This window comes from Pseudomonas fildesensis (assembly GCF_001050345.1).
In the GTDB taxonomy this organism is placed as follows: Bacteria; Pseudomonadota; Gammaproteobacteria; order Pseudomonadales; family Pseudomonadaceae; genus Aquipseudomonas; species Aquipseudomonas fildesensis.
On the sequence record NZ_LFMW01000002.1, the window covers coordinates 99,224 to 111,821 of the forward strand.

At 61.6% G+C, this 12,598-nt stretch carries 12 protein-coding genes; 1 reads left to right on the forward strand and 11 read right to left on the reverse strand.

Annotated features, from left to right (window positions below; all coding sequences use genetic code 11):
* Window positions 1–21: 21 nt before the first annotated feature.
* From ACR52_RS03725 to ccoN (ACR52_RS03775), 11 genes are all read right to left on the reverse strand, one after another.
* Window positions 22–2,472: a heavy metal translocating P-type ATPase gene (locus ACR52_RS03725; protein ID WP_048720645.1), complete on the reverse strand. Its 2,451-nt coding sequence runs from the start codon at window positions 2,470–2,472 to the stop codon at window positions 22–24.
* A 143-nt stretch (window positions 2,473–2,615) separates the two neighbouring features.
* A complete protein-coding gene (locus ACR52_RS03730) occupies window positions 2,616–3,155 on the reverse strand; it encodes a FixH family protein (RefSeq protein ID WP_048720648.1) in 540 nt (179 codons plus the stop codon).
* Between the two features lie 31 nt (window positions 3,156–3,186).
* Window positions 3,187–4,602: a cytochrome c oxidase accessory protein CcoG gene (gene ccoG / locus ACR52_RS03735; RefSeq protein ID WP_048720650.1), complete on the reverse strand. Its 1,416-nt coding sequence runs from the start codon at window positions 4,600–4,602 to the stop codon at window positions 3,187–3,189.
* A gap of 352 nt (window positions 4,603–4,954) precedes the next feature.
* Complete coding sequence (ccoP, locus tag ACR52_RS03740) at window positions 4,955–5,932, reverse strand: cytochrome-c oxidase, cbb3-type subunit III (protein ID WP_048720652.1); 978 nt, start codon at window positions 5,930–5,932, stop codon at window positions 4,955–4,957.
* Complete coding sequence (locus tag ACR52_RS03745) at window positions 5,929–6,114, reverse strand: CcoQ/FixQ family Cbb3-type cytochrome c oxidase assembly chaperone (protein WP_003193169.1); 186 nt, start codon at window positions 6,112–6,114, stop codon at window positions 5,929–5,931. Before ACR52_RS03745 ends, ccoP (ACR52_RS03740) begins: the two co-directional genes overlap by 4 nt.
* A gap of 5 nt (window positions 6,115–6,119) precedes the next feature.
* The gene (gene ccoO / locus ACR52_RS03750; RefSeq protein WP_017845258.1) at window positions 6,120–6,728 is read right to left on the reverse strand and encodes a cytochrome-c oxidase, cbb3-type subunit II; all 609 of its coding nucleotides are present in this window, start codon (window positions 6,726–6,728) and stop codon (window positions 6,120–6,122) included.
* Complete coding sequence (gene ccoN / locus ACR52_RS03755; protein ID WP_048720659.1) at window positions 6,728–8,170, reverse strand: cytochrome-c oxidase, cbb3-type subunit I; 1,443 nt, start codon at window positions 8,168–8,170, stop codon at window positions 6,728–6,730. The genes ccoO (ACR52_RS03750) and ccoN (ACR52_RS03755) overlap by 1 nt, the downstream gene beginning before the upstream one ends.
* 419 nt (window positions 8,171–8,589) lie before the next feature.
* On the reverse strand, window positions 8,590–9,504 hold the full coding sequence (gene ccoP, locus ACR52_RS03760; RefSeq protein ID WP_048720662.1) for a cytochrome-c oxidase, cbb3-type subunit III: 915 nt from the start codon (window positions 9,502–9,504) through the stop codon (window positions 8,590–8,592).
* Window positions 9,501–9,701 carry a cbb3-type cytochrome oxidase subunit 3 gene (locus ACR52_RS03765; protein WP_048720664.1) on the reverse strand — a complete coding sequence of 67 codons (201 nt, stop codon included), beginning with the start codon at window positions 9,699–9,701 and terminating at the stop codon, window positions 9,501–9,503. The genes ccoP (ACR52_RS03760) and ACR52_RS03765 overlap by 4 nt, the downstream gene beginning before the upstream one ends.
* A 3-nt stretch (window positions 9,702–9,704) precedes the next feature.
* The gene (gene ccoO / locus ACR52_RS03770) at window positions 9,705–10,313 is read right to left on the reverse strand and encodes a cytochrome-c oxidase, cbb3-type subunit II (RefSeq protein WP_017735321.1); all 609 of its coding nucleotides are present in this window, start codon (window positions 10,311–10,313) and stop codon (window positions 9,705–9,707) included.
* 10 nt (window positions 10,314–10,323) lie between these two features.
* On the reverse strand, window positions 10,324–11,748 hold the full coding sequence (ccoN, locus tag ACR52_RS03775) for a cytochrome-c oxidase, cbb3-type subunit I (RefSeq protein ID WP_048720670.1): 1,425 nt from the start codon (window positions 11,746–11,748) through the stop codon (window positions 10,324–10,326).
* Window positions 11,749–11,827: 79 nt separating this feature from the next.
* Between ccoN (ACR52_RS03775) and ACR52_RS03780 the strand changes: the two genes are divergently transcribed.
* A complete protein-coding gene (locus tag ACR52_RS03780) occupies window positions 11,828–12,520 on the forward strand; it encodes an alpha/beta family hydrolase (protein WP_048720672.1) in 693 nt (230 codons plus the stop codon).
* The last annotated feature ends 78 nt before the right edge of the window (window positions 12,521–12,598 follow it).

The window sequence follows — 12,598 nt, forward strand, 5'->3', positions numbered from 1 at the left end:
TGCACTCCATGCCCGCGCGGCTCAAGCCGGCAGCGGGCGGGTTACCAAAGGGGCGCTGGCGGCCTGCACACTCGGCAGGCGAGTCAGGCGCAGGGCGTTAAGCACCACGGTCAACGAACTGAGGGACATGCCGATCGCCGCCCAGATCGGCGTGATCCAGCCGAGGGCGGCAAACGGCAGCATAAGGCCATTGTACAGCCCGGCCCACAGCAGGTTTTCAATGATTACCCGACGGGTGCGCCGCGCCAGGGTGAAGGCTTGCACCAGCGCGTCGAGTCGGTTGGACAGCAGCACCGCATCGGCGCTGGTTTTCGCCAGGTCGGTGGCCGAGCCCATGGCCACGCTGATGTCGGCGGCGGCCAGTACCGGCACATCGTTGACGCCATCGCCGAGCATCAGCACCTTGCGACCTTCCTTGTGCAGCTGTTGCAGCACCTGCAACTTGTCGTCAGGGCGCAGGCCGCCGTGGGCTTCATCGATGCCCAGTTCGGCGGCCACACTGGCCACCATCGGCGAACTGTCCCCCGACAGCAGTAGCGTGCGCCAGCCACGCGCCTTGCACGCGGCCAGCAGGGCAGGGGCGTCGCTGCGCAGGCGGTCGTCCAGCACGAACCAGGCGAGGGCGCCCTCGCGGTCGCCGAGCAGCAGCCATTGCCCGGCTTCCTCCGGCGAAGCCGGGATCGGGCAACCACTGAGTTCGCAGGCGTAGCCCGGTTGGCCGATGCGCAGCAGGCGCTCGCCCACGCGACCTTCCAGGCCGAGGCCGGGAGCACTGAGTACTTCATCGGCGGCCAGCGGCGCACGGCCAAAGGCGCGGGCGATAGGGTGCTCGGAACGGTTTTCCAGGGCGGCGGCGAGGCCCAGGCACTCGTCGCTGTTCAACCTGCCCAAGGGGCGGATCGCGCGCAATGCCAGGCGGCCTTCGGTAAGGGTGCCGGTCTTGTCGAAGATCACGGTGTCAATCTGGTTCAGGCCTTCCAGCACATGGCCTCGGGTCAGCAGCAGGCCGAGTTTGTGCAGGGTGCCGGTGGCGGCGGTGAGGGCGGTCGGCGTTGCGAGGGAAAGTGCGCACGGGCAGGTCGCCACCAGCATCGCCAGCACAATCCAGAAGGCTCTCGATGAGTCCAGTTCCCACCACAACAGGCCGATCAGCACGGCGGCAATCAACGAGCACAACAGGAACCACTGCGCGGCGCGGTCGGCGATTTGGGCCAGGGGCGGTTTCTCGGCCTGGGCACGTTCCAGCAGGCGAACGATGGCGGATAAGCGCGTGTCGTGGCCGAGGGCGCGGACTTCGACAGTCAGCGCGCCTTCGACGTTGAGGGTGCCAGCGGTGACGGCGTCGCCGACTTGCCGGGGCTGCGGCAGGTATTCGCCGGTGAGCAGGGATTCATCGATGCTGGATTGGCCATCGAGAATCACCCCGTCCGCCGGCACTACGGCGCCGGGGTGGACCAGCACGCGGTCGGCCAGGGCCAGTTCGCTGAGCAGGATGCGCTCGTTCTGGCCATCAGCCTTCAGGCGCAGGCACGAGGCGGGCAGCAGGTTGACCAGTTGCGCGGTCGCCGCAGCGGTGCGTTCGCGGGCGCGGCGTTCCAGATAGCGACCGGCCAGCAGGAACAGCGCGAACATGCCCACCGCGTCGAAATACAACTCGCCGACGCCGGTGATAGCCGTCCAGATGCCTGCCAGATAAGCACCGCCAATCGCCAGCGACACCGACACATCCATGGTCAGGTGACGGGTGCGCAGGTCGCGCATGGCGCCTTTGAAAAACGGCGCGCAGCTGTAGAACACGATGGGTGTTGTGAGAAACATCGCGACCCAGCGCAGGATAACGTGCAGCTCCGGGCTCAGGTCGATATTGAATTCCGGCCAGGTGGCCATCGTCGCCATCATCGCCTGGAACCACAGCAGCCCGGCGACGCCCAGTTGGCGCAAGGCCAGGCGGTTTTCGCTGGCCAGTTGTTCGGCTGCGCGATCTGCTTGATAAGGGTGGGCGGCGTAGCCGATATGGCGCAGCTCGCTGAGCAACTGGCTCAACGGCAGTTGGCCGTCGGCCCAGCGTACTTGCAGGCGGTGGTTGGACAGGTTCAACCGCGCCTCGGCCACGGCAGGCAGGCTTCGCAAGTGTTTTTCGATCAGCCAGCCGCAGGCCGCGCAGCTGATGCCTTCCATTAATAGTGTGGTTTCGGCGAGCTCGCCTTCGTGGCGCACGAAGGGCTTTTGCACGTCTGCGCGGTCGTACAGCGCCAATTCATCGGCCAATTGCACTGGCAGTGCCTCGGGGTTGGCCGAGGCTTCGCTGCGGTGCTGGTAATAGCTTTCCAGCCCGCCGGCCACGATGGCTTCGGCCACGGCCTGGCAGCCGGGGCAGCAGAGCTCACGGCGCTCGCCGAGGATCACGGCAGTGAAGCGGTTGCCCGGCGGGACGGGCAGGGCGCAGTGGTAGCAGGGGGTTGGGATGCTCATGGCTTAATTTCCGCAGATCGTTCCCGCGCTCTGCGTGGGAACGCCTCGCTGGACGCTCTGCGTCCGCTTCTGTGACGCAGAGTGTCACGGGCTGCATTCCCACGCGGAGCGTGGGAACGATCAAGTGTGCAAAAGGCAGGCTATTACTTTTTCAGGTCTTCAGCACCCTGCAGCGGTTCGTCACCCAGCAGCAAGTCCGTGTCGTGGCTGACCTGTTCTTCCTCGAACATGCGCCAGGTGCGGTCGCCTTCCACGCCGAGCAATTCCACGAAGCGCCGGCCTTCGACCTTGTCGGTGACCTGGCCGATGTAGCGCCCGGGTTCGCTGTCGCTGCGGGCCAGGGTGATCTTGCGATCCTTCTCCGGCTGGGTCGGGGAAATCAGGTTCAATTCCAGGGTTGCAGGGCCGCTGTTGCCGGTGAGGTGCACCTCGACTTCGCCAGTCAATTCGTCAAGGTGCACCTTGGCGCGCAGCTGCAGGGTCTGGGCCAGCAGTTCGCGGTCCAGGGAACGGTTGATGCCTTTGCCCGCCTCGTAATAGTTGTCGTTGACGAGGTTGTCCGGGTTCTTCACCGCGATGGTCACCATGGTCAAGGTCAAGGTCACCGAGCAGGCCAGGATGCCAATGATGATCCAGGGCCAGAGGTGCTTGTACCAGGGGCTTGCGGCAGTAGCTACGGGCATCGTTCTGCTCTCTTGTTAAAGGGCTTTCTGTTTAACGGACCTGTGGGCCGATGAATCGGCTCTTGGCTTCAATATGAACGCTGGCGTCATCGGCATCTTTGAGGATGAAGGTCACCTCGTTGGTGCTCGACGGCAATTGCTCCGGCGCACTCGACAACTCGACCGGCATGCTGACGATATCGCCGGCGGCCACTTTGATTTCGCGTCGCCCTTGCAACTTGAGGTCCGGCAGGCCGGCGGCGTCGAGCACGTAGGTGTGGTCGCGCTGGTCCTTGTTCATGATCTTCAGGCTGTAGACGTTCTCGATCCGCCCCTCGGCGTTTTCGCGGTACAGCACGCGGTCCTTGCTCACGTCGAAACCTACCAGCGAGCGCATGAAAAACGCGCCGGCCAGCAGGCTGATCATTGCCAGCAACACCAGGGCGTAACCGATCAGTCGTGGACGCAGCTTGTGGGTTTTCTGCCCGGAGAGGTTGTGTTCGGTGGTGTAGCTGATCAGGCCGCGCGGGTAGTCCATCTTGTCCATGATGTTGTCGCAGGCGTCGATACACGCGGCGCAACCGATGCACTCGATCTGCAGGCCATCGCGGATGTCGATACCGGTCGGGCACACCTGCACGCACATCGTGCAATCGATGCAATCCCCCAGGCCCTCGGCCTTGTAGTCGACGCCTTTTTTGCGCGGGCCACGTACTTCGCCACGGCGCGGGTCGTAGGAGACAATCAGGGTGTCCTTGTCGAACATCACACTCTGGAAGCGTGCGTACGGGCACATGTAGATGCACACCTGTTCGCGCAGCCAGCCGGCGTTGCCGTAGGTGGCAAGGGTGAAGAAACCTACCCAGAAATACGACCAGCCATCTGCCTGGCCGGTGAAGAACTCGAACACCAATTCACGGATCGGCGAGAAGTAGCCGACGAAGGTCATCCCGGTGAGAAAACCGATCAGCAGCCACAGGGTGTGCTTGCTGAACTTACGCAGAAATTTGTTCGCGCCCATTGGCGCCTTGTCGAGCTTGATGCGCTGGTTGCGGTCGCCTTCGGTGACCTTTTCGCACCACATGAAGATCCACGTCCATACGCTTTGCGGGCAGGTGTAGCCGCACCACACGCGCCCGGCGTACACGGTGATAAAGAACAGGCCAAAGGCCGCAACAATGAGAATGCCCGAGAGCAGGATGAAGTCCTGGGGCCAGAAGGTCGCGCCAAAAATAAAGAACTTACGTTCCGGCAGGTTCCACCACACGGCCTGGTGGCCACCCCAGTTCAGCCACACGGTGCCGAAGTAGAGGAGGAACAAGCCGGCACCGCCGAGCATGCGCAAGTTACGGAACAGGCCGGTGAAGGCGCGGGTGTAGATTTTCTCGCGCGACGCATAGAGGTCGACGTTGTTGTTCGAGTTTTTGGCAGGCGGGGTAACGTTATGTACCGGTATTTGGTTGCTCATCATTGCATCCCACGGCGGTGGAGATTTGCCTCGGCCAGTACGTGCCAACCGGGGTCAAATTAGGGGTCTTGCAGTGGCCTAATGATACGCCCCCGATGGTGCGCAAAGGGTGCGACCTTTGGTCGCGTTGGGGGAAATCAATTGATGGTGTAGGTGATCTGGATCAATTGACTTGGGAAGTATGGACGGTTTTCGCCGCGATGCAGGGTTCAATCCTGCAGATTCCAGAGCTTGGAATGCAATCCCAATGTGGGAGGGGGCTTGCTCCCGATAGTGGGTCGTCAGTTGGCACAACTGTCACTGAACCACCGCTATCGGGAGCAAGCCCCCTCCCACATTTTGCTGTTTTGACTTACTGCGCTTCGGGCACCTTATCCCCATGGGACAAGCTATAAACATACGCTGCCAGCAAGTGCACCTTATCGTTACCTTGCAACTGTTCCTGCGCAGGCATCTGGCCCTGGCGGCCGTAGCGGATGGTCTGCTGCAGTTGGGCGAAGCTCGAACCGTAGATGAACGCGCCCGGGTGGGTCAGGTCGGGTGCGCCCATGGCTGGGGTGCCTTTACCGGCCGGGCCGTGGCAGGCCACGCAGTTGGCGGCGAAGATTTTTTCACCGTTGGCAACGTCAGCCTTGGCGCCTTCCGGCAGCTTGCGCCCATCCAGGTTGGTCACGACGAATGCAGCCACGTCGCTCACGCCCTGTTCCTTGATGATATCCAGCCAGCCCGGCATGACGGCATGGCGGCCCTTCATGATGGTTTCCTTGATGGTGGCCGGCTCGCCGCCCCAGCGCCAGTCGGCGTCGGTGAGGTTGGGGAAGCCGTAGGCGCCCTTGGCGTCGGAACCGTGGCACACCGAGCAGTTGGAGGCGAACAGGCGGCCGCCCATCTTCAAGGCTTGCGGGTCCTTGGCGACGTCTTCAATCGGCATCGAAGCGAACTTGGCGAAGATCGGCCCGAACTTGGCGTCCGACTTGGCCATTTCCTTTTCCCACTCGTGCACGCCGGTCCAGCCAGTCTGGCCGTTGGCGAAGGCGGTTTGCTTGTCGTTGTCGAGGTAGTTGTAGCCCGGCAGCAGGCCTTTCCAGTTGCCCAGGCCAGGGTAAAGCACCAAGTAACCGAGGGCGAAGATGATGGTGCCGACGAACAGCATGAACCACCACTTCGGCAGCGGGTTGTCGTATTCCTCGATACCGTCGAACGAGTGGCCGACAGTCTCGTCCGTTTGCTCGGCGCGCTGGCCCTTGCGGGTCGACAGCAGCAGCCAGGTCAGGGCGAAAATGGTACCCAGACTGAGGACTGTGACGTACAGACTCCAGAACGTAGTCATTCTTTGTTACTCCTAGACGCTTGCTCGACGTGCTTGATGGCTTCGGGATCATCCGCAAAGGGCAGCATGGTCGCGTCGTCAAACTCCGACTTGCGCCGGGGGCTGAACACCCACAACGCCAGGCCGATAAAGGCCACCATCACCACAACGGTGCCCAGGCCTCGAATCATCCCGATATCCATGAAGGTCACCGTTTGCTTTTGATGATGGTGCCAAGGCCCTGCAGGTAGGCCACCAGTGCGTCCATTTCGGTCTTGCCCTTCACGGCTGCGGCTGCACCGGCGATGTCTTCGTCGGTGTAGGGCACGCCCAGGGTGCGCAAGACTTCCATCTTCTTCGCGGTGTCCTTGCCGTCGAGCTTGTTTTCCACGAGGAACGGGTAGGCCGGCATTTTCGACTCAGGCACTACGTTGCGCGGGTTGTACAAGTGCGCACGCTGCCAGTCATCGGAATAACGCCCGCCAACACGGGCCAGGTCCGGGCCGGTACGTTTGGAACCCCACAGGAACGGGTGGTCCCACACACTTTCACCGGCGACCGAGTAGTGGCCGTAGCGTTCCGTTTCGGCGCGGAACGGGCGGATCATCTGCGAGTGGCAGCCGACACAACCGTTGGCGATGTAGATATCGCGGCCTTCCAGTTCAAGGGCGGTGCGCGGCTTCATACCTTCCACCGGCTTGTTGGTTACGTCCTGGAAGAACAGCGGAACGATCTGGGTCAGGCCGCCGATACTCACGGCGATGACCATGAAGAAGGCCAGCAGGCCGATATTCTTCTCGACTACTTCATGCTTCATCAGTGGGCTCCCACAACGGCGATCTTGGCGGCGGCTTCAGCTTGCGCAGGGTCGGAGGCACGCACGGTGCGCCACACGTTGTAGGCCATGAACAGCATGCCGCTGGCAAAGAATGCACCACCGATGGCGCGGACGATGAAACCAGGGTGACTGGCTTGCAGCGCTTCGACGAAGGAGTAGGTGAGGGTGCCGTCATCGTTGATCGCACGCCACATCAGGCCCTGGGTGATGCCGTTGACCCACATCGAGGCGATGTAGAGCACGGTACCGATGGTCGCAAGCCAGAAGTGCGTGTTGATCAGCCCGACGCTGTGCATCTGTGCACGGCCGAACAGTTTGGGGATCATGTGGTACAGCGCGCCGATGGAGATCATCGCTACCCAGCCGAGGGCGCCGGCGTGTACGTGGCCGATGGTCCAGTCGGTGTAGTGGGACAGCGAGTTGACGGTCTTGATCGCCATCATCGGCCCTTCGAAGGTCGACATGCCGTAGAAGGCCAGCGAGACCACCAGGAAGCGCAGGATCGGGTCGGTGCGCAGCTTATGCCAGGCGCCCGACAGGGTCATCATGCCGTTGATCATGCCGCCCCAACTCGGGGCCAGCAGGATGATCGACATCGCCATGCCCAGCGACTGCGCCCAGTCCGGCAGCGCGGTGTAGTGCAGGTGGTGGGGGCCAGCCCAGATGTACAGGGTGATCAGCGCCCAGAAGTGCACGATGGACAGGCGGTAGGAGTAAATCGGACGTTCGGCCTGTTTCGGCACGAAGTAGTACATCATCCCCAGGAAGCCGGTGGTGAGGAAGAAACCCACGGCGTTGTGGCCGTACCACCACTGGATCATCGCGTCCGTGGCCCCGGCGTACGCCGAGTAGGACTTGAACAGGCTGACCGGCAACGAGGCGTGGTTGACGATGTGCAGCATCGCCGTCACCAGGATGAACGCACCGTAGAACCAGTTACCCACATAGATGTGCTTGGTCTTGCGCTTGACGATGGTGCCGAAGAACACCAAGGCGTAGGTCACCCAGACGATAGCGAGCAAAATCGCGATCGGCCATTCCAGCTCGGCGTATTCCTTGGTGGTGGTGTAGCCCAGCGGCAAGGTGACGATGGCGCCGACGATGACCGCTTGCCAACCCCAGAAGGTGAAGGCAGCGAGGCTGTCGGAGATCAGTCGCGTCTGGCAGGTTCTCTGCACGACATAGTAGGAGGTGGCAAACAGTGCACATCCGCCGAAGGCGAAAATCACCAGGTTGGTGTGCAGCGGGCGCAGGCGGCCAAAGGTCGTCCATGGCAAACCGAAATTCAATTCCGGCCAAACCAGTTGCGAGGCGATGAACACCCCGAGCCCCATGCCAAGGATCCCCCAGACCACCGTCATGATGGCGAACTGGCGGACTACCTTATAGTTATAAGCAGTCGGACTGATTGCTGTGCTCATTCTAAGGTTCCACGGTTTAGGTTTTTTTATAGGTAAAATTCGGCCGCAAGTATGTAGAAAGCAAGGGGCCATTGCAACGCAATGGCTGACCTGTATCAATGCGTTCCACGCCAGATTCTGCGCCCTTTCCATGTTTGGTGTAAGGATAAAATTCGAAATAGAAAGTTGATCAAGTGGACAGGAAAATTTTCAGGTCGCAACGGTAGTCGCCGCGTACGCTGGAACCGGTCCGCTGTGCAAGCAAGCGTAGACCCGAATGGCAAGAGGGGAAAGTTGTGCTTTGGAAGGGTGTGACGAACTGCCGCAGAGCGGCAGCCATAAGCGGCAAGTTGCAAGCCGCAAGAAAAAGCGGCTGCAAGATCCAAGTTGGGAACTCTTCTCTTGCAGCTTGAAGCTTAAAACTTTCGGCTCACCTGCTGCTATTGATGGGACAGGCTATACACGTAAGCTGCCAGCAGGTGCACCTTGTCATTGCCTTGCAGCACTTCCTGCGCAGGCATCTGGCCTTGGCGGCCATGGCGAATGGTCTGCTGCAATTGCGCCAGGCTGGTGCCGTAGATATAACCACCGGGCAGGGTCAGGTTCGGCGCGCCCATGGCCTCCATCCCATGGCCCTGCGGACCGTGGCAGGCCACGCAGGTGGTGTTGAACGCCGCTTGGCCGGCAGCCAGGTCGGCGCTGCTGTCGGCCGGCAATGGCAACTTGGCCAGGTCATGACGCACGTAGGCCGCGACGTTCTTCACACCGTCCTCGCCCAGTATTTCACCCCAAGCCGGCATCGCCGCGTGGCGACCGCCCATGATGGTAGCCTTGATGGCTTCGGCCGAACCGCCCCAGCGCCAGATAGTATCCGCCAGGTTGGGGAAGCCGTAGGCGCCCTTGGCATCCGAGCCGTGGCACACCGCGCAGTTAGACGCGAACAGGCGACCGCCCATCTTCAGCGCTTGCGGGTCCTTGGCTACTTCTTCTACCGGCATGGCCGAGAATTTGGCGAAGATCGGCCCGTACTTGGTGTCGGCCTTGGCCATCTCCTTGTCCCATTCCTTGGCCGATGTCCAGCCGTCTTCATAGCCCGGCAACACGCCTTTCCAGTTGCCCAGGCCCGGGTAGAGGATCAAGTAGCCGACGGCGAACACCAGGGTGCCGGCGAACAGCATGAACCACCACTGCGGCAGCGGGTTGTCGTATTCCTCGATTCCGTCGAACGCGTGGCCCATGGTCTGGTCGACGCTACCCTTGGTCTCGCCCTTGCGGGTGCCGAACAACAGCCAGGTCAGGCCGATCAGGCTGCCCAGGGTCAATACGCAGATCCATGTACTCCAAAAGGTAGTCATGGCCGGTTGCTCCTTGTTACAGGCTCTTCTTGAGCGTCGGATGGAGAAGGTTCATCGGCGAACGGCAGCAGGCGTGCCTGCTCGAAGTCCGCATTGCGCCGGTTGTTGAACACCCAGAGCGACAGGCCGATAAAGGCGATGGCCACCACCAGCGTGCCAAGGCCGCGAATGGTGCCCGCATCGATTTCAAATCCCATGGCTCACCTCTTGCTCTTGATGGCAGTGCCGAGCACTTGCAGGTACGAAACCAGCGCGTCCATCTCGGTCTTGCCCTTGAGGCTGGCCACTGCGCCACTGATGTCGTCGTCGGTGTACGGCACGCCGAGGGTGCGCATCACTTTCAACTTGGTCTCGGTGTGGCTGCTGTCGACGGCTGCGGTGACCAACCATGGGTAGGCCGGCATTTTCGACTCCGGTACCACGTTGCGCGGGTTGTACAAGTGCGCGCGGTGCCAGTCGTCCGAGTAGCGCGCGCCGACGCGGGCCAGGTCCGGCCCGGTGCGCTTGGAACCCCACAGGAATGGGTGGTCCCACACGCTTTCGCCCGCTACCGAGTAGTGGCCGTAGCGCTCTGTCTCTGCGCGGAACGGGCGGATCATCTGCGAGTGGCACTGTACGCAGCCTTCGCGGATGTAGATGTCGCGGCCTTCCAGTTGCAGCGCGGTGTAGGGCTTCATGCCTTCCACCGGCTTGTTGGTCACGTCCTGGAAGAACAGCGGGACGATCTGCGTCAGGCCGCCGATGCTCACGGCGAGCACCATGAGCAGCATCAGCAGGCCGACGTTCTTTTCAATCGTTTCGTGTTTCATCATCGACTCCTCAGGCCATCTGCGCCGCAGCGGTGACTTCGGCAGGTTGTGCCGAACGCACGGTGCGCCAAGTGTTGTAAGCCATCAGGAACATGCCGCTGAGGAAGATCGCACCGCCCACCAGTCGCACGATGAAGCCTGGGTGGCTGGCCACCAGGGTTTCGACGAAGGAGTAGGTCAAGGTGCCGTCTTCGTTGATCGCGCGCCACATCAGGCCCTGGGCAATGCCGTTGACCCACATCGAGGCGATGTAGAGCACGGTGCCGATGGTGGCCAGCCAGAAGTGCGCGTTGATCAGGCCGATGCTGTACATCTGCTCGCGGCCGAAGATTTTCGGGATCATGTGGTACAGCGCGCCGATGGAGATCATCGCCACCCAACCGAGGGCGCCGGCATGTACGTGGCCGATGGTCCAGTCGGTGTAGTGGGAGAGGGCGTTGACGGTCTTGATCGCCATCATCGGACCTTCGAAGGTCGACATGCCGTAGAACGCCAGCGAGACGACCAGGAAGCGCAGGATCGGGTCGCTGCGCAACTTATGCCACGCGCCCGACAGCGTCATCATGCCGTTGATCATGCCGCCCCAGCTCGGTGCCAGCAGCACCAGCGACATCACCATGCCCAGCGACTGTGCCCAGTCCGGCAGCGCGGTGTAGTGCAAGTGGTGCGGGCCGGCCCAGATGTACAAAGTGATCAGTGCCCAGAAGTGCACGATCGACAAGCGATACGAATACACCGGACGCTCGGCCTGTTTCGGCACGAAGTAATACATCATCCCGAGGAAGCCGGCGGTGAGGAAAAAGCCTACCGCGTTATGTCCATACCACCACTGCACCATGGCATCCGTCGCACCGCCATAGAGGGAGTAGGACTTGGTCAGGCTGACCGGGATTTCCAGGTTGTTGACGATATGCAAGATGGCCACGGTGATGATGAACGCACCGAAGAACCAGTTACCGACGTAGATGTGCTTGGTGTTGCGCTTGGCCACGGTGCCGAAGAACACGATGGCGTAGGCCACCCAGACAATGGTGATCAGGATGTCGATCGGCCATTCCAGCTCGGCGTATTCCTTGGAGCTGGTGTAGCCCAGCGGCAAGCTGATTGCGGCCAAGAGGATGACGAGCTGCCAGCCCCAAAAGCAGAACGCGGCGATTTTCGGCGCGAACAGCTGGGTTTGGCAGGTACGCTGCACCGAGTAAAACGAGCTGGCAAACAGCGCGCAGCCGCCGAAGGCGAAGATCACCGCGTTGGTGTGCAGCGGGCGCAAGCGGCCGAAGCTGGTCCAAGGCAAGTCGAAGTTGAGTGCAGGCCAAACCAATTGGGCAGCGAGAAAAACCCCGAGCCCCATGCCGACGATGCCCCACACCACCGTCATAATGGCGAATTGGCGGACCACCTTGTAGTTATAGGCGGTACTTAAAGTAGTGTTCATGGTTCCCCATCCACGGTTCAACCCAAGCAAATGTGGCACTTGGGCTGGAGTTATAGGCAGACTAAAATGCGAGGCAAGCATGGGCAAAGAGCACAAGGCCAGTATTGACGGGGATCAATGGGCGCAGTGTGTGCGGGAACACGGCTGGTTGTGGGATGTCGCCTCTGGCGCTGCCGGGGGTACGCCGGTCACGCTGATCCTGGCCCACGGCGCCGGCGCACCGATGGACTCATCCTTCATGAACGACATGGCTGCACGCCTTGCCGGGCATGGCGTGAACGTGTTGCGGTTCGAGTTTCCGTACATGGCCCAGCGCCGTGTGGACGGGGGCAGGCGGCCACCCAACCCGGCACCGAAACTGCTGGAAGCGTGGCGTGAGGTGTATGCCGAGGTGCGACGCCATGTCGCTGGGAAACTGGCGATTGGGGGGAAGTCGATGGGCGGGCGAATGGCCAGTCTTTTGGCCGATGAATTGGGCGTCGATGGGCTGGTGTGCCTGGGTTATCCGTTTTATGCGGTGGGCAAGCCGGAGAAACCACGTGTAGCGCATTTGGCCGGATTGAAGACGCCGACGTTGATTGTGCAGGGCGAGCGCGATGCACTGGGCAATCGGGCGGCGGTGGAAGGGTATGTGTTGTCGCCGAGCATCGAGGTGATGTGGCGGGTGGCGGGGGATCATGACTTGAAGCCGCTGAAGGCTTCGGGATTTACGCATGAGCAGCATTTGGAGGCTGCGGCGGTGCAAGTGGCTGGGTTTCTTGGCGCCTGTTAGGGCCAATCGGGAGCAAGCCCCCTCCCACATTCGACCGCATTCCAAGGGATGTACGCGGTTAACTGTGGGAGGGGGCTT

What these genes read in the sequence shown, in the direction of transcription:
- ACR52_RS03725 (WP_048720645.1), bottom strand. Translation starts at nt 2,472, where the DNA reads ATGAGCATCCCAACCCCCTGCTACCACTGCGCCCTGCCCGTCCCGCCG.
- ACR52_RS03730 (WP_048720648.1), bottom strand. Translation starts at nt 3,155, where the DNA reads ATGCCCGTAGCTACTGCCGCAAGCCCCTGGTACAAGCACCTCTGGCCC.
- ccoG (WP_048720650.1), bottom strand. Translation starts at nt 4,602, where the DNA reads ATGAGCAACCAAATACCGGTACATAACGTTACCCCGCCTGCCAAAAAC.
- ccoP (WP_048720652.1), bottom strand. Translation starts at nt 5,932, where the DNA reads ATGACTACGTTCTGGAGTCTGTACGTCACAGTCCTCAGTCTGGGTACC.
- ACR52_RS03745 (WP_003193169.1), bottom strand. Translation starts at nt 6,114, where the DNA reads ATGGATATCGGGATGATTCGAGGCCTGGGCACCGTTGTGGTGATGGTG.
- ccoO (WP_017845258.1), bottom strand. Translation starts at nt 6,728, where the DNA reads ATGAAGCATGAAGTAGTCGAGAAGAATATCGGCCTGCTGGCCTTCTTC.
- ccoN (WP_048720659.1), bottom strand. Translation starts at nt 8,170, where the DNA reads ATGAGCACAGCAATCAGTCCGACTGCTTATAACTATAAGGTAGTCCGC.
- ccoP (WP_048720662.1), bottom strand. Translation starts at nt 9,504, where the DNA reads ATGACTACCTTTTGGAGTACATGGATCTGCGTATTGACCCTGGGCAGC.
- ACR52_RS03765 (WP_048720664.1), bottom strand. Translation starts at nt 9,701, where the DNA reads ATGGGATTTGAAATCGATGCGGGCACCATTCGCGGCCTTGGCACGCTG.
- ccoO (WP_017735321.1), bottom strand. Translation starts at nt 10,313, where the DNA reads ATGAAACACGAAACGATTGAAAAGAACGTCGGCCTGCTGATGCTGCTC.
- ccoN (WP_048720670.1), bottom strand. Translation starts at nt 11,748, where the DNA reads ATGAACACTACTTTAAGTACCGCCTATAACTACAAGGTGGTCCGCCAA.
- ACR52_RS03780 (WP_048720672.1), top strand. Translation starts at nt 11,828, where the DNA reads ATGGGCAAAGAGCACAAGGCCAGTATTGACGGGGATCAATGGGCGCAG.